Annotated in this window: 15 protein-coding genes; 11 read left to right on the top strand and 4 right to left on the bottom strand. The window is 63.6% G+C overall.

What is annotated here, in order from left to right; genetic code table 11:
* Window positions 1-130 precede the first annotated feature (130 nt).
* The 5 genes from EMB92_RS05205 to pstB all read left to right on the top strand — a co-directional run bounded on the left by EMB92_RS05205 (window position 131) and on the right by pstB (window position 5,176).
* Complete coding sequence (locus EMB92_RS05205) at window positions 131-841, top strand: response regulator transcription factor (RefSeq protein ID WP_043164620.1); 711 nt, start codon at window positions 131-133, stop codon at window positions 839-841.
* 231 nt (window positions 842-1,072) lie between these two features.
* Window positions 1,073-2,206, top strand: coding sequence for a phosphate ABC transporter substrate-binding protein PstS (gene pstS, locus EMB92_RS05200; RefSeq protein WP_150394015.1), 1,134 nt, complete (start codon window positions 1,073-1,075; stop codon window positions 2,204-2,206).
* Window positions 2,207-2,398: 192 nt separating this feature from the next.
* Complete coding sequence (gene pstC / locus EMB92_RS05195; RefSeq protein ID WP_043164618.1) at window positions 2,399-3,352, top strand: phosphate ABC transporter permease subunit PstC; 954 nt, start codon at window positions 2,399-2,401, stop codon at window positions 3,350-3,352.
* Window positions 3,349-4,344: a phosphate ABC transporter permease PstA gene (pstA, locus tag EMB92_RS05190; RefSeq protein ID WP_150394014.1), complete on the top strand. Its 996-nt coding sequence runs from the start codon at window positions 3,349-3,351 to the stop codon at window positions 4,342-4,344. The genes pstC and pstA overlap by 4 nt, the downstream gene beginning before the upstream one ends.
* A gap of 52 nt (window positions 4,345-4,396) precedes the next feature.
* On the top strand, window positions 4,397-5,176 hold the full coding sequence (gene pstB / locus EMB92_RS05185) for a phosphate ABC transporter ATP-binding protein PstB (protein WP_043164614.1): 780 nt from the start codon (window positions 4,397-4,399) through the stop codon (window positions 5,174-5,176).
* Window positions 5,177-5,642: 466 nt separating this feature from the next.
* Here the strand turns inward: pstB and EMB92_RS05180 are convergent, their stop codons facing one another.
* On the bottom strand, window positions 5,643-7,037 hold the full coding sequence (locus tag EMB92_RS05180; protein ID WP_150394013.1) for an NCS2 family permease: 1,395 nt from the start codon (window positions 7,035-7,037) through the stop codon (window positions 5,643-5,645).
* A 289-nt stretch (window positions 7,038-7,326) separates the two neighbouring features.
* On the opposite strand from EMB92_RS05180, the gene EMB92_RS05175 reads away from it, so the two are divergent.
* The 6 genes from EMB92_RS05175 to EMB92_RS05145 all read left to right on the top strand — a co-directional run bounded on the left by EMB92_RS05175 (window position 7,327) and on the right by EMB92_RS05145 (window position 14,757).
* Entirely contained in the window at window positions 7,327-8,040 is a 714-nt protein-coding gene (locus tag EMB92_RS05175) for a hypothetical protein (protein ID WP_150394012.1), read from the top strand.
* 254 nt (window positions 8,041-8,294) lie between these two features.
* Window positions 8,295-8,816: a 50S ribosomal protein L10 gene (rplJ, locus tag EMB92_RS05165; RefSeq protein ID WP_043164609.1), complete on the top strand. Its 522-nt coding sequence runs from the start codon at window positions 8,295-8,297 to the stop codon at window positions 8,814-8,816.
* Window positions 8,817-8,940: 124 nt separating this feature from the next.
* Window positions 8,941-9,324 (top strand): 50S ribosomal protein L7/L12, encoded by a 384-nt coding sequence (rplL, locus tag EMB92_RS05160; RefSeq protein ID WP_043164607.1) that lies wholly within the window; start codon window positions 8,941-8,943, stop codon window positions 9,322-9,324.
* 279 nt (window positions 9,325-9,603) lie between these two features.
* Window positions 9,604-10,950, top strand: a complete 1,347-nt coding sequence (locus EMB92_RS05155) for a variant leucine-rich repeat-containing protein (protein ID WP_190973565.1) — start codon at window positions 9,604-9,606, stop codon at window positions 10,948-10,950.
* A 7-nt stretch (window positions 10,951-10,957) separates the two neighbouring features.
* Complete coding sequence (locus EMB92_RS05150) at window positions 10,958-14,557, top strand: PDDEXK-like endonuclease domain-containing protein (protein ID WP_140444536.1); 3,600 nt, start codon at window positions 10,958-10,960, stop codon at window positions 14,555-14,557.
* Window positions 14,557-14,757: a hypothetical protein gene (locus EMB92_RS05145; RefSeq protein ID WP_150394010.1), complete on the top strand. Its 201-nt coding sequence runs from the start codon at window positions 14,557-14,559 to the stop codon at window positions 14,755-14,757. Before EMB92_RS05150 ends, EMB92_RS05145 begins: the two co-directional genes overlap by 1 nt.
* 31 nt (window positions 14,758-14,788) lie before the next feature.
* On the opposite strand, the gene EMB92_RS05140 is transcribed toward EMB92_RS05145, so the two are convergent.
* The 3 genes from EMB92_RS05140 to EMB92_RS05130 form a co-directional block, all read right to left on the bottom strand.
* On the bottom strand, window positions 14,789-15,442 hold the full coding sequence (locus EMB92_RS05140) for an SAF domain-containing protein (RefSeq protein ID WP_190973564.1): 654 nt from the start codon (window positions 15,440-15,442) through the stop codon (window positions 14,789-14,791).
* 112 nt (window positions 15,443-15,554) lie between these two features.
* Complete coding sequence (locus tag EMB92_RS05135) at window positions 15,555-15,740, bottom strand: FmdB family zinc ribbon protein (protein WP_107043970.1); 186 nt, start codon at window positions 15,738-15,740, stop codon at window positions 15,555-15,557.
* A 176-nt stretch (window positions 15,741-15,916) separates the two neighbouring features.
* Window positions 15,917-16,540 (bottom strand): 5-formyltetrahydrofolate cyclo-ligase, encoded by a 624-nt coding sequence (locus tag EMB92_RS05130; RefSeq protein WP_150394008.1) that lies wholly within the window; start codon window positions 16,538-16,540, stop codon window positions 15,917-15,919.
* Window positions 16,541-16,577: the final 37 nt, after the last annotated feature.

Genomic DNA, 16,577 nt, shown 5'->3' with positions numbered 1-16,577 from the left:
GGCTTGCCAATACGCTCTCAGAAGTTACGTATCTCAAGACGAAGAGCGGATGAACATGCGGCGAACGGCTAGGATGGCTTAGGTAAGCTCACAGGATTTTCACTGGTACCACTGGCAATGAAAGGTGATCATGACGCGCATTCTCATCGTGGAAGACGAGGAATCCTACAGGGAACCGCTGGTCTATCAGCTCACACGCGAGGGGTATGACGTGTCCGCCGCGGCCACCGGCGAGGAGGGCCTCGAGCTGTTCACCAAGGGCGGCATCGACTTCGTGCTGCTCGATCTCATGCTTCCCGGTATCGATGGCACCGCGCTGTGCCGTCGCATCCGCGAGCAGAGCCGGGTTCCGATCATCATGCTCACCGCCAAGAGCGCCGAGATCGATAAGGTCGTCGGCCTTGAGATCGGTGCCGACGATTACGTCACGAAACCGTACTCCTTCCGCGAGCTGCTCGCCCGCATCCGCGCGGTCATGCGTCGCAACCAGCAGGCGGGCGGTGCCGCGGACGGCTCCGCCGCCGGCGACGACGTGCCGCTGACCTGCGGCGACATCTCGATGCAGGTCGGACAGCATCAGGTCACCGTGCGTGGCGAGAACGTGTTCTTCCCCCTGAAGGAGTTCGAGCTGCTCGAATACCTGCTGCAGAACAAGGGGCGCGTGATGACCCGTCACCAGCTCATCGATCGCATCTGGGGCTCCGATTACGTCGGCGACACCAAGACCCTCGACGTGCATGTCAAGCGAGTGCGCGCCAAGATCGAGGAGGACCCGAGCCATCCGAAGTACCTGACCACCGTGCGTGGCCTCGGCTACAAGATCGATCAGCCGGTCGCCTGAGGCGCTTCTTCTTAAAGATGCTTCTGACCGCGCCCTTGGCGCTAAGACGGCGCTAAGGGCGCAAACTACGCCGGTGCCCCTGAAAACGACGTAGGCACATATCTCGGATTGTTCATCATCCGTTCACCGGTTTCGGCCCTCACGACTTCCCAACGCCAATAGGCTTGTAGATGTCAAGAATTGACGGGCGGCCCTCTCATGGCCGTCAAGTTAGTTGAATGAGGGAAAGAAATGCGTAAGAACATCTTCGTGCGTACTATTGCCGCGATTTCCGGCATTGCTATGCTCGCTGGTCTTGCCGCCTGCGGCGACAACACGACCGCCAGCACCAGCAGCTCCAGCTCTTCTGACAGCGCCTCCAAGACCGAGCCGATCTCCGGTGACTTCCAGGGTGCTGGCGCCTCCTCCCAGCAGGCCGCCGTTGAGGTTTGGATCGCCGGCTTCCAGGGCACCAACCCGGACGCCAAGATCGCCTACAACCCGACCGGTTCCGGCGCTGGTGTTTCCACCTTCCTGACCGGCGCCACCGCGTGGGCCGGCTCCGACAAGGCCCTGTCCGACGACGAGGTCACCAAGTCCGAGACCGTGTGCGCCTCCGGCGCCGCCTTCGACGTCCCGGTCTACATCTCCCCGATCGCCGTCATCTTCAACCTCAAGGGCATCTCCGACGCCGGCAAGCACGTCAACATGGACGCCGCCACCATCGCCAAGGTCTTCGACGGCAAGATCACCAAGTGGAACGACCCGGCCATCGCCGATCAGAACAAGGACCTCAAGCTCCCGGACACCGCGATCACCGTCGTGCACCGCTCCGATAAGTCCGGCACCACCCAGAACTTCGTCTCCTACTTCAAGGACGCCGCTCCGGACGCCTGGTCCTACGACCTGTCCGAGAACTGGCCGAACAACGTCGGCCAGGGCGCCAAGGGCACCTCGGGTGTCGTCTCCACCGTCCAGCAGGCTGATGGCACCATCGGCTACGCTGACTTCTCCCAGGTCGGCAAGCTCGGCACCGTCGCCGTCAAGGTCGGCGACTCCTACAACGAGATCTCCGCTGAGGGTGGCTCCAAGGTCATCGAGGACTCCAAGCAGGACGACACCGCCAAGGGCGACAACCGTGTTGTGATCAAGATCAACCACGAGACCACCGCCGAGGGCGCCTACCCGATCGTCCTCGTCTCCTACGCGATCGCCTGCCCGGCCTACAAGGACGCCAAGCAGGGCGAGTTCGTCAAGGCCTGGCTGACCTACATCACCTCCGATGAGGGCCAGAAGACCGCTCAGGATGCCGCTGGCTCCGCTCCGCTGCCGGCCAGCCTGACCTCCCAGATCTCGAAGTCCATCGAGGCCATCAAGACCAAGTGATGAGACTTCCGGCCGCAAGGCCGGAACGTACGAATCTTCGACAGACCACATAATCAAATAGCAACCACCAAGCAAGCCGCAGTCGTTCATAACGGTTGCGGCTTGCGGTCGGTCGAAGGTTCCCAACTCATTGCACACGTCTTTTCAATCCCATTTCCTCCACACGCAATTCCATTTCCGTAAGGAGATTTCGTGACTTCGCAAGACAAACCGGTTGTTGAACCGGTTACCGGCAAGACTGCCGACAAGGTCTTCAAGGGTGTGGCCTACGCCTGTGGCATCCTGATCCTCGTCGTGCTCGCCGCCGTGTTCCTCTTCCTGTTCTTCCGCGCGTGGCCGCTTATCGGCGGCGACCAGAAGGCGAATTCCGAGACCGTCGCCAACTTCACCGGCGGTGCCACCAGCAACTTCTGGGGCTATGTGCTCCCCCTGCTGTTCGGTACCGTGCTCGTCTCCGTGCTGGCACTGATCATCGCCTTCTTCGTTGCAATCGGCATCGCTCTGTTCATCTCCCACTACGCGTCCAAGAAGGTCGCCACCGGTCTGAGCTACGTGGTCGACCTGCTCGCTGCAATTCCTTCCGTTATCTACGGTCTGTGGGGCGGTCTGATCCTGGTCCCGGCCATCTACCCGTTCTGGAACTGGGTGGCCACCTACCTTGGATGGATCCCGCTGTTCCAGGGCCCTGCGGCGAATCCGCAGCGTACCATCGGCACTGTCGCGGTCGTGCTGGCCGTCATGATCCTGCCGATCATCACCTCCATGTCGCGTGATATCTTCCTGCAGACCCCGACCCTCCAGCAGGAGGCCGCCTACGGTCTGGGTGCCACCAAGTGGGAGATGATCAAGCTCGCCGTCATCCCGTTCGGCAAGTCCGGTATCGTGTCCGCCTCCATGCTGGCCCTCGGCCGTGCACTCGGTGAGACGATGGCCGTCTTGATGATCCTGTCCCCTGGCCTCACCTACTCCATCAAGCTGCTGCAGGCTTCCCAGAACCAGACCATCGCCGCCAACATCGCCGCGCAGTACCCGGAAGCCAACGATCTGGGCGTCTCCGTCCTGATCGGAACCGGTTTGATCCTGTTCCTCATCACCTTCGTGGTCAACTACGCCGCGCGTAAGATCACCGAGAAAGCGAGCGCATGATGGCTGAAGAAACCAAGCAGAAGAACCTCGACGCCGCTCCCGTCATCGACTTCGACAAGTTCGCTCCGAAGACCTCGTACTCCAACTACCGCAAGTACAAGGACTACTTCATGACGGGGCTCATCGTCCTCGCCTTCGTCATCGCCTGCATCCCGCTGGTCTCCGTCCTGTGGACGACGATTGTCAACGGTCTCAAGCGTCTGAACCTCAACTTCCTGTCCTTCAACATGACCGGTGTGGTCGGCGGCAACCCGACCCCGTCCGGCGGCTACGGTGGTGTTCTTCACGCCATCATCGGTACGCTGGAGATCACCGGTGGTGCAATGGTCATCTCCATCCCGATCGGCATCATGTGCGCCGTCTACCTCGTCGAATACGCGAAGGGCAGCAAGCTGGCGATGACGGTCTCCATGCTCGTCGACGTCATGAGCGGTATCCCGTCCATCGTCGCCGGTTTGTTCGCATTCTCGATGTTCACCATCGTGTTCGGACCTGGTACGATCAACGGCTTCGAAGGCTCCGTGGCATTGTCCCTGCTGATGCTGCCGACCGTCGTCAAGTCCTGTGAGGAAATGCTCAAGATCGTTCCGAACGATCTTCGTGAGGCCTCTCTGGCGCTTGGCGTCACCAAGCAGCGCACGATCACCAAGATCGTGCTGCGCACCGCACTGCCGGGCATCGTCTCCGGCTGCATTCTCGCCATCGCGCGAGTCATCGGCGAGACCGCGCCTCTGCTCATGACCGCAGGCTACATCTCCTCGACGAACGTCAACCTGTTCTCGGGCCAGATGACCACCCTGCCTGTGTACGTCTACCAGGAGTACAGCAAGCTGCACGCCAACTGCCCGGCTTCCGCCACCTCCGCCTGCGTGGCCGACATCCCGATGGAACGCTCCTGGGCCGCCGCCCTCGTCCTGATCGTGATCGTCCTGCTGCTCAACCTGATCGGCCGTCTGGTCGCCAAGGTGTTCGCCGTCAAGACCGAGCGCTGATCGGTTAACCCGTTCGAATCGCTTCGAATTTCAAGGAATCAAGGAAAATATCATGGGACAACGTATTGACGTCAACCACGAGAACATCTACTACGGCGACTTCCTGGCCGTCGAGGATGTGAACATCAACATCGAGGCCAACAAGGTCACCGCCTTCATCGGCCCGTCCGGCTGCGGCAAGTCCACCGTGCTCCGCACGCTCGACCGCATGCACGAGCTCATCAACGGCGCTCACGTCGAGGGCGAGGTGCTGCTCGAGGGCAAGAACATCTACGACAAGGACATGGACCCGGTCGCCATCCGTCGTGACGTCGGCATGGTCTTCCAGCGCCCGAACCCGTTCCCGACGATGTCCATTCGTGAGAACGTGCTCGCCGGTGTTCGCCTGAACAACCGCCACATCTCCAAGTCCGACGCCGACGATCTCGTCGAGTGGGCCTTGCGTGGCGCCAACCTCTGGAACGAGGTCAAGGATCGTCTCGACAACCCGGGCATCGGCTTGTCCGGTGGTCAGCAGCAGCGTCTGTGCATCGCGCGCGCCGTCGCCGTCCACCCGAAGGTGATTCTCATGGACGAGCCCTGCTCCGCTCTGGACCCGATCTCCACGCTCGCCGTCGAGGACCTCATCAACGAGATCAAGAACGACTACACGATCGTGATCGTGACCCACAACATGCAGCAGGCCGCCCGTATCGCCGACTACACCGCCTTCTTCAACCTGAAGGCCGTCGGCCAGCCGGGTCACCTCGAGTACTTCGCGGACACCACCACGATGTTCAACAACCCGCAGAACGAAGAGGCCGAGCGTTACATCTCCGGCCGCTTCGGCTGATCGCGCGACGCGAATAAGCCGTCCCCTCAACGGAAGGCCCCGTCACTGGTTTTCGCCAGTGGCGGGGCCTTCCCGGTTTCTCCCGGTGTTCTTTCTGTATCTCGGCTATGTCTTGGCCTTTGACGGAGTCCGTTCTCCGCGGCTAACTGTTCCTATCCCACGGGTAACGTACGCTTACTTCCCCCATCCGTACGTTCCCTGTGGCCAAACGTAGGCAATCACCCGTTTTCGTATACTGGCTTCCTCTATCCGTACGAAAACGGGTGATGTTCGTCTCTTACCCTCCATGAACGTACGCTTATCCAGATTCAGAGTACGTTCCCGGTGGGTTGCAGCTGGATGGCTCCCATGTCCGTACGGGCTTGTCTCCGATCCTGGAGGATCCGTCGCGCGTACTGAAAAGCCCCCTGTATGGCTCATGGCCATACAGGGGGCTCGAAACTGTGTCGGCCGGGCTAACCGACTATCACAGAACCGCCATGCATACGAAGTCGATGACGAACAGCGCGGCGACGACCCAGATGAGCGGATGGACCTCCTTGGCCTTGCCCTTGCAGGTCTTCACGATGCAGTACATGATGAAGCCGCCGGCGATGCCGTAGGAGATGGAGTAGGAGTACGCCATGAAGGCGGTGGCGAAGAACGCCGGAATCGCCTCGGAGATGTCAGCCCAGTCGATCTCCTTGAGGGAGGCGGCCATCATGCAGCCGACGATCACCAGCACGCCGGCGGTCGCGGCGGACGGCACGGCGGAGATGACCGGCGCGAAGAAGATGGACAGCGCGAAGCAGATGGAGACGACCACGGAGGTCAGACCGGTACGGCCGCCCGCCGCGATGCCCGCGGAGGACTCGACGTACGTGGTCGTGTTCGAGGTGCCGAAGATCGCGCCGATGGAGGTGGCGATCGAGTCGGCGAACAGGGCCTTGTCCATCTTGGAGGAGAAGCCGGAGCCGTTCTCCAGAGCCTTCTCATCCTCGAGGGAGAAGATGCCGGTGCGGCGTCCGGTGCCGAGGAACGTGCCGAGCGTGTCGAACGTGTCAGACATCGAGAACGCGAAGATCGTGACGATCACGAGCGGCAGCTTGGCCGGATCGGAGAACAGCGCCGGGAAGCCTTCGGCGCTGAAGATCGCGCCGAACGTGACCGGCAGCTCGGAGAAGGTCTGCGACAGCGACTGGGAGGAGCCGAAGTTGGTCACGCCGAACGGGATGCCGACGATCGTGGTGATGACGATGGCCAGCAGCATGCCGCCCTTGACCTTGAGCACGGTGAAGACGATCGCGAGCACGAGACCGATGAGGAAGACCCACAGGACCTTGTCGTTGAAGTTCGCGAGCCCCGGGGTGGCGGCGACGGCGCCGCCCTTGGCGGCGGCCTTCGGGTCGCCCGGCGTGAACTTGATCAGACCGACGTTGAGCATGCCAACGTAGGCGACGAACAGGCCGATACCGCCGCCGATCGCCTGCTGCAGCGATTCGGGGATGGCCATGATGATCATCTTGCGGATCTTGGTGACGGTGATCACGATGTTGATCAGACCGCACAGGAACACCATGCACATCGTCTGCTGCCACGGGAAGCCGAGGCCGAAGCAGACCGTGTAGGTGAAGAACGCGTTGAGACCCATGCCGGCGGCCTGGGCGTACGGCACGTTGGCGAACAGGCCCATGATGAGCGTGCCGATGATCGCCGCGATGATCGTGGCGAGGAAGACGCCACCCCACGGCATGCCGGTGGACGACAGGATCTGCGGGTTGACGACGATGATGTACGCCATCGCGAAGAACGTGGTCAGACCGGCCAGTACCTCGGTCGAGACCGTCGTTCCGCTCTCCTTCAAATGGAAGAACTTCTCCATGTTTTCTTTCTTTTCCTTGGGTTGTGCGGGATCTCCGTCCGCCACGGTCACGTTCGCGCTGTCGCGATGGGTGGGGATCCCGGCGAGAATTGCGACTCGCCCCGGCCCTGCTTGCGGCGTGTCGATATGCGAGAAGCATATTGACAAACCGTCTTCGGCCGGAACCGAAGGTGATTATAGCGCGGCCCCATTGCGCGAAATCCGCGGGTCGAGAGGTGACCAACATGGTCAACATGACAACTAGACTTGGATCTCGGATATGCCGGAAACACGACGAGGGGAGTGGCATATGGCCAAGCAGCCGGTCGAGGTGTCGATTCGCGCGTGGAAGAAGAACACGGTCAAGCCGGGGCAGGAGCGCGGTCGCGTGCTGCTCATGCCCGGCACCGGCTACAACTGCGATCGCCCGCTGCTGTACTGGTCGGCGCAGGCGCTCGTCGAGGGCGGGTGGCGCATCGACCGTATGAACGTGGCGCATGCGTCCGACGATCTGTCCACCGTGATCCCCGTCATCAATCAGGCGATCGACGAGTGGGTGGCCTCGGTGCGTGCGGAGTCGCCCGATGTCAGGCTCCTGCTGATCGGCAAGTCGCTGACGACGATGACCTACCCGCACGTCGCCACGCGCTATGGTCTGCCGTTTGTGCTGCTGACCCCGGTCCTGCATCACGCCGACTTCGACCCGTCCGCCCGGGTGATCCCGGTCCCGCGCGTCGGCGACGACATCGTGTCCGAGTCGGACGCGCCGTCCGTGGAGGTCGCCAGGGCTTTGGTTTCCGGCGAATCCAATGCCGATTCGCGCTACCCGGGCCCCGCTCCGCTGGTGTGCGCCGGCACTGCCGACCCCTTCTACGACCGCGCCCGCGCCAACGCCCTGACCCCGCACGTCCACGAATACCCCGACGCCAATCACTCGATCGAGGTCCCCGGCCACTGGCGTCGCTCCCTCGACTACTTGAAGGAGGTCTCCGCCTCCGTCTCCCAATACGCCGCCACTCTATAGACGCGACACGCCGAAGCTTGCCGTTGTCGCAGCCAAGTCGTAATTTATCCCTTCGTAAACCACAGACCGTTGGTTGGAGCGTGCACGCGCTCCCGAAGTTTGGTTCGCCAAGCCAGCGCAGGTTGAGAGATGTAAGCCCGTTACGGGCAGCCGGAAACGGCCTTATGTTGCTCTGCCTGCGTGCAGGGCTTTTTTCATGCCCGAATGGCGTGCCGGACCGGAACAGATCAACGGCCGATCTAGGAAGGAACGCCATGAAGAGGCCCGAAAAGGAAGCGGTGGTTGCCCAGCTTACGGCTCAGTTCCGTGCTGCTGACGCGATCTACCTCACCGAGTACCGCGGGCTTACCGTTCCGCAGGTCAGTGATCTGCGCGAAAAGCTAGGCCGCGATACTTCCTACACCGTGGCAAAGAACACGCTGGCACGCATCGCCGCCAAGGAAGCGGGCATCGAGGGTCTCGACGAGATCCTTTCCGGCCCGACCGCCATCACCTTCGTGAAGGGCGACTTCATCGAGGCTGCGAAGACCATCCGTGACTTCGCCAAGACCAACAAGGCCCTTGTCATCAAGGGTGGTTACGCCGACGGCACCGTGTACGATGCCGAGGGCGCTACCAAGCTGGCGGATCTCAAGTCCCGCCCGCAGCTGCTCGCCGAGTTCGCCGGCGACATCAAGGCTACGATGTCCAAGGCCGCGTACCTGTTCAACGCCCTGCCGACCAAGGCCGTGCGTACGATCGATGCGCTGCGCGAGAAGCAGGAGAAGGCTGCCTGATCATCCTGCCGGTCCGCGTGGCCGGCGCCCGATCGCACAGTCGGAACCATAAAGAGAAAAATTTTTTAGGTGACGGGCAACCTCTTCAACCCCAACCCGTCGCCATGATTGAAAGGAAGCCATTATGGCTAAGTTCACCCAGGATGAGCTGCTGGAAGCCTTCGGTGAGATGACCCTCGTCGAGCTCTCCGAGTTCGTGAAGGCCTTCGAGGAGAAGTTCGACGTTGAGGCTGCCGCCCCGGCCGCCGCCGTCATCGCCGCCCCGGCCGCTGGCGCTGCTGCCGAGGAAGAGGAGAAGACCGAGTTCGACGTCGTCCTCTCCGCCGTTGGCGACAAGAAGATCCAGGTTATCAAGGCCGTCAAGGCCATCACCGGTGCCGGCCTGGCTGACGCCAAGGGCATGGTTGACGGTGCTCCGACCACCATCCTCGAGAAGGCCAAGAAGGAAGACGCCGAGAAGGCCAAGTCCCAGCTGGAAGAGGCTGGCGCCACCGTCGAGCTCAAGTGATTGTCGCGGCTTGAAGCCGCACATCATCGCTCTACCTAGCGCAGGAAACCCCGCATCCGCTTCGTGCCGATGCGGGGTTTTTAGTTGATTCATGGGTGGATACTGCATCAAATGCGGCAAATGCCGGTGCGGCATGACACAATAAGAAATAGTGTGTGGATGCAGTCCATGCCTGCGCATACCCGTACGTGCCTGCACGAGCGTGCCTGTGGACGTGATTTAGGCGTGTGCGCCAACGCATGTGCCGTGAAGATGCAAGAGGAAAGGAAGGCCGACACCGTGAGTGACCATACGACGAGCCAGTGGCGGGTGAAGGTCAGTGGCGGCACCCAGGTCGGCGTCCGCCCGGGAGAGAGCCTGGAGATCGGCCGTAAGCCGTTGCGTCCGTTGCCGGATACCGGCGTCGCACGCCTTGAGGTGGAGGATTCGGCCAAGTCCATGTCAAAGCGGCACGCGCTGCTCACCGTCACCGCCGAGGGTGACGCGCTGCTGCGCGATCTCAATTCCACGAACGGCTCCTATGTCGTCAACCCCGATGGCGAGCTGATGCGTCTTCCCGCGGGGCGCGACTTCCCGCTGCCGACGTCTCCGATCCGTCTGCAGTTCGGTGACGTGCCGGTCGATTTCGTGCGCGTCGACAAGCCCGAACCCGCGGTCAAGCCGTTCACGCCGCATGTGCCGAATCTGTTCGACTATTCGTCGCCGACGGCCACGCATCAGGAGCCTGATGCGGCCGATATGTCCGTTGCGGACATCCTTGATCTGCGTGCCGGCGAGCCGACCGCGGTGTTCGATGCGCAGTCCGCGCGTCCGGCCGCGCCGCTGACGCCGCTCAAGTCGTTGGCCGGTGTCGGCCCGGAGCATGACGAGCCTGTTCAGCAGGCTCCGTCCGATGCGTCCTCTTCGTCAGCCTCCGATGACGAGCCTGCGTCCGATTTCCATATCGATATCGATTTTCCGACGATCGCGTCCGGTCCGGTGATCGCACCCGCATCCGGTGACGGCGACGCCAGTGACGCCGGTGACGTCGATGCCGCCGCGCCCACGGCCGAGAGTGGCGTCGCGTCCGTCTCCACGTCCGAGACGCCTTCCCTGTCCGATCAGGACGACGACCATGCCTCCGATTCGATGCCGCTGCGGTTGGGCGACGCACACGGCGGATCCGCGCCCCGCGATCTCTTCGCCGATGCCCGCGGCGTGGAACAGACTGTGGAACATGCCGTGGAACAGTCCGCTGAGACTTCGGAGACCTTCACCACACAGGACAACACGATGCCGCTGGTCAATCAGGTGGTGAACCAGAACGTCGTCGCCGACAACGCCTCCACCTTCGAGCCGGAGCCGGGCTCCGTGTTCGAGAAGGTCTCCAACGGCGACTTCGACCGTCCGCAGCCGCGCATCATCGAGGCAGGCGGATACACCTCCGAGGACGCCCGGCACACCACCGACATGACCAAGCAGTTCGAGATGGCCCGTCACCGTGAACTGCTGCCGTTCCTTGCGATGAACCCCGCCCTCTACGACGACCTGTACGCATGGCTTGCGGCGCAAGGCAACGCCGACATCGACGAGGCGCTCGCGCACAACGCGGGCTACCAGGATTACCGTGAAGCGGTAGGAAAGTGAGCGCACGATGAGCACACAGCTGACGCTTGACCGTCTGCAGGAGTGGCACGACAAATACCGTGCCTCCCTGGTGCCCTCCCCGCTGGAGAACATCAACCAGCTCGCGGCGCAGCTCGACCTGACCCATGCGCATCCCTCCGGCATCGCGCAGCTGTTCGCGTCCGGACATGTCACGCTCGAATCGCTGTTCCGCGACAACGGCATGCTGCGCGCCGCCGAGCGTCGTCTCGGTCGCGTGCTCGACGATCGCGCCGCGAAGAAGCGCGTCAGCGGCGTCGCCGAACTCTCGCTCGTCGTCGGTGTGGCCACGTGGAAGGGCAACGCCCTGCCAGTGCTGCTCTACCCGGTCTCCGCCGAGGCCAGCGATACGCTCGGCCATTCGTCGATCACCTTCACCGGCAACGTCGCGCTCAACGCGTCGTTCGTCTCCGTCATGCATTCGATCGGCGTCGATCTCGACGAGGACTATCTGTTCGACGGCTCCCACTACGCGTCCGGCACGCCGGAGACGTCGGCCGTGTTCGCCGCGATCACGAGCCAGATCAAGTCGCGTATCGCCGACTTCTCGATCGAACGCCACATCATCCTCGGCTGCTTCATGGAGCCCGCCGCGCAGATCCTCACCGAGACCCAGCACATCATCGACGATCTCGGCGACGGCCCCAGCGGCAATACGCTGCTCGACGCGATCGCCGGCGACGAGGACGCCGCCAAGACGCTGCGCAATGCCGCCATCCCCGAATACAGTCCGTTCGATGCCGATCCGCACACCGAATACGAGATCGGCGACGTCGACAACACCGTGCGCTATGCCGCGCAATTGGCCGCATCCGGCCATTCGATCAGCGTGGATGGCGCGCTCGGGCGCGACACCGCGGAGCAGGCGGCCGCCATCGCCTCCCGTTGCGTGATGAACGGACGCTCCGTGCTGTACGTGCCGGGCGTCGCCGAGCAGAAGCGCCGCTTCACGCAGGTGATCCGATCGAACGAGATGCAGGGCATGCTGCTCGACATCGCCGACGAGAACGCGAACGCAAGCATCGACCGTCAGCTCATCACCGCCGTCGGATTCCAGGAGGGCGTCGCCACCCAGCATTTCGACCAGCTGGCAGACGAGCTGGTCGGCGTGCGATCCCGCCTGACCCGCTATCTGGGCGACCTGCACGGCGTGAGCGACAAATGGGGCGTCTCCGCCTACCAGACCATTCAGAACCTCGCCGCGATCTCCATCGCACCGACCCATCCGGCCACGCGCGTGCGCCTGACCGAGGCGGCCGCGCGCGGCATCAGCGGCCATCTGGATGAGTGGACCGCCAAGCTGCAGCGTGCCGGCGAAGTCGGCGAGTACACGATCGGACCGGACGACACCGCCTGGTACAAGGCGTCCCTCACCAGCGAGAAGGATGCCGTCGCCACCTACCAGCGTGTCATGGATCTGCTGCAGAAGGTGCTGCCGGCCGTGCGCGAGCATGTCGCCTCCACGGTGCAGACCTGCGGATTCCCGGTGCCCGAGACCGCCCGCGACTGGGGTCTGCAGATCATCGTCCTGAAAAACCTGCGCCGTGTGCTCGACGTGTTCCAGCCGGAGATCTTCGAGCGTGACGTCGATTCGATGATCGAGGCCACCAAGTCGAAGGCCGACCGCAAGGCCGAAGGCACCACGATGGGCTTCTGGGAGCGCCGCCGCCATGCGCGCGAGGCCAAGTCCCTGCTACGCGTCGGAGCCCAGGTCGAGGACATGCACGCCGCGCTCGTCATCGTCAAGAAGCAGGCCGAGCAGTGGCATTCCCTGGTGCCGCACGGCGGATGGCCGGTGCTGCCGCCCAAGCTCGATCAGATGATCGCCGCGCAGGAGACCATGGCGCAGGACATGGTCGCGCTCGACGCCGTGCTGAGCACCACGCCGGCCGGCGGCGAACTCGAGACCCGCAACTTCAACGACGTCGAGACGAGACTCAAGGCGCTGCTCGACGATCGCAAGGCGCTGGATACGCTGCCGGAGCGCTGCCGTCTCGAGAACGAGTTCCAGTCCGCGGGGCTCAACGATCTGGTCGCCGACTTCACGAACCGCCACATCTCCGGCGAGGCCGTCGGCGCCGAACTGCAGCTGGCCTGGTGGACCACCGTGTTCGAGGACATCGTGCGTTCCTCGCCGATCATCTCGAACCAGGACGGCTCCGTGCTGGCCAACGCCACCGAGCGGTTCGAGCAGGTCGACGTCGAGCACGTGCGCTCCGTCGGCCCGATGGTCGCCCAGGAGTCGATGCGCAGGCTGTGCGACATGCTGTTCGCCCGCACGCAGGAGGCGAATCTGCTGCACACGCAGCTCGCCGGCCGCGGACACGTCACGCTCGACCACATCCGTCGTGACCATCCGGCGATTCTGGCGGCCGCCAAGCCGATCCTCATGGCGACTCCGGACACGCTCGCCTCGCTCACGCATCCGCATCTGCTCGCCGACGTCGCCATCGTCGACGCCTGCGCGCACATTCCGGCGATCCAGCTGCTGAGCGTGCTGGTGCGCGTCAAGCAGGTCGTCGTCATCGCGCATCGCGGCACCGTCACCTGCCCGAGCCTGAAGCAGCTCATCGACATGCTGCCCGCCGTCGAGGTCGGCTCGCATCCGGTGCGTCGCGCGCCGCGTCTGACCGCGTTCCTCGAGACCGAGGGCTACGGCGCCGTGCGCTACGACGTGACGACCGAAGGCGCGGTCGGACGCGTGGCCTACCACAAGGTCGAGGCCAGCGGCACCCCGGTCTTCGCCAGTGGTCTGGTCGAATCCAGCCAGACGGAGATCGACGAGGTGGTGCGACTCATCACCGAACGTGCCGCCAGCTTCACGATCGTGCCGGCGGGCTACATGCTCACCGTCGTGACGATGACGGAGGGATTCCGCGTCCGTCTCGGCTCCGAGCTGAAGGCCCTGGCCGGCAGGAACAAGTCGATGGGCAGCTTCCTGCGCCACGTGCGCATCGTCGGCATCCGTGAGGTCGCCGGAGCGCAGGCCACCGATGTGATCTTCTCGATGTGCTATGCGAAGACCGCGTACGGCAAGCTGCTGCAGCAGTTCGGCGCCATCGAGGAGCCGGGCGGCAGGAACCTGCTGCTCGACGCGCTGGCCCTCGCCGATCGCAACGTCGACATCGTCTCCGCGTTCACCTCGGACGAGATGCTCGACGAGCGCATCCACTCGGCCGGTCCGCAGCTGCTCAAGACCATGCTCAAATGGGCCGAGCAGCTCACCGACGACAACGTGCGCCCGAGCGAGACCCAGAGCGGCAACAACACGCTGTTCAACGATCTGGCCGATCGCATCCGCTCGCGTGGTCTCAAGGTGGCCATCGACTATGGCTTCGACAAGGGCCTCAAGATCCCGATGGTCGTGGGATTGAAGGACCAGCCGTATGCGCTGGCCGTGCTGACCGACGACGCCGGATACATGTCCATCCAATCCACGAGGGAGCGTCACCGCATGCTCGCGGCCGACCTCATGACCCTCGGCTGGTCGGTTACCACCGTGTGGAGCGTCGGCGCGTTCGTCAACCCGGAGAAGGAAGTCGATCGCATCGTCGCCAAGCTCGGCGAGATCTACCGGGAGATCAAGTGATGGCCGAATATTCCGCGCAGCGACGCACGCCGCGCAAGCACAGGCGCGTCGTGCGGGAGGGCACCGAACGCTTTGACGCCGACGGCGTCAAGCTGGAGTCCTCGGACATGATGACCGAGGGCCAGCGTGACGCCGATGACGACAAGCGGATTCTTGGGGAGCTGCCGCCTCACTGGGCGGTGTTCAACACCAACCAGTGAGGCGGCAGTGAGGAGCCCGTCTCTCGCCGCTTCACTGCTCCACCGCGACGATGGCACCGGCCTCGGCCGATTCCATGATGCGCAGTGCCGCATCCGGTTCCACCGCCACCTCGATCGTCGTGACGCCGGAACTCTCGGTGACGGCCCGTCCCATCACCAGCGCCTGATTCGTCAGCGTGCACAGTTCCGGCTGATCATCGGGCGAATCGAGGATGTCCGACTGTCCGGCGGCACAGCCGACCGCGGACACCAATGAGACCACGTCTCCCGGCAGCAGCATCGACACGTCATTGGAGACCTCCACCTCGAGGGCGCTGCGGCCTCGGGGAATCACCGGGGCGTCGCGGACAAGCGGGGCATACAGCGGCTGATTGGTGCCGATATCGACCTGAGCGACCAGACCGACCGCATCGTCGGTTCTTGTCATCGCATCGGCGAAGGCCTGGGACGCGGGCACTTCGAGTATGGTCACGTCCTTGCGGCCGATGACGCTGCCGCGTTCGATCGATCGGGACGCCACGACCACGGAGACGGTGACGGTGACGGCCTTGAACGCGGACAGCGTGACGAACACGGCAAGCCCGACGCACAGCGCCGCGGCGAGCCGCACCAGACGCACGCGAATGCGGCGTCCGTATAGAGTGGGGCGCATAAGCCGCGCCCAAGGCGGGGTGTTCTTCGTCATACCCGCCATCGTCCGAGCGGCGTCGACTCCCCGTCAAGCCGAACGGACGATGTGGACGAAACCCCTCGGAGTCTTCACACAAGGCTTCGCGACAGGCGAAGCGAGGCGGCGATCACTTCTTGCCCGAGTCGGTGCGGTAGAAGCCGCTGCCCTTGAATTCGATCGGCACGGCGGAGAAGATCTTGCGCACCTGCTCCTCATGGCATTGAGGGCACACGGTGATCGGTGCGTCATCGAACGACTGGTGCTCGGTGAAATCGTATCCGCAGTTCTTGCAACGGTAATGATAGGTAGGCAACGTGATCCTCCTGAATAACTGAAATAGCAGCGTCTGGCATGACGGCGCGGATGGCGTCCGTCGCGTGCGATGGCAACCGTACATATCCTAATCGCCGTCCGGACGCGTCGGGCCCTGCTGTTTCACATCACTCTTCGACTAATGCGTCCATGTCATTTGAAGCGTCTTGAAGTACCTCAATCGAACAGCATGATCCCGCCCGGAGTGAGCGCTCCGTCCACCGGCAGATCATGCGCCTCTCTCGGCAGCGGATCCGCGTCGAGGGCGCGCACCTCCCAATCCCAGCACACCGCAAGCACAGGGCAACCGGGGGAGCGGTATCCGAGCGCCCGGTCGTACCAGCCTCCGCCGCGGCCCAGCCGGGTGCCGCAGCGATCCACCGCCAGCGCCGGAACCAGCACCAGCGAGGCGTCTTCCAGCGACTGCGGCGGCAGCGTCTCCCCCTCGGGCTCGTCGGGGCGATGATGTGTCGGCGAACCCGGCGCGTCCATACGGGCGAGCAGCCCGGTTGCGGCGAGCTCGCCCCAGCCTACGTCGAGCCCCGCGCCCAGTCGCGGCACGAGCACGCGGTATCCGGCCGAGAGCAGCGCGTCGAGCAGCGGCCTCGTCTCGATCTCCGACCCCATCGACACGTATGCGGCCACCGTCACGCGTGTATCCGGCCCCGCAGGTGCCGGCAGCGGCAGCCGGTCGGCCAGTGCGGCGAGCCGTTCGCCCGCCGTCATGCGTGCGGCGGGATCCACCAGCTTGCGACGTGCGATCGCCTCGCGACGCAACGTCCGTTTACTCTCCTCATTCATGCGTCACAGCATACGCATCCGTCGTTGCCCATCGATG

This window comes from Bifidobacterium callitrichos (genome assembly GCF_008698085.1).
Taxonomy (GTDB): Bacteria; Actinomycetota; Actinomycetes; order Actinomycetales; family Bifidobacteriaceae; genus Bifidobacterium; species Bifidobacterium callitrichos.
Note: the sequence above shows the minus strand (reverse complement) of the source record. Positions and strands in the feature narration are given on the sequence as shown.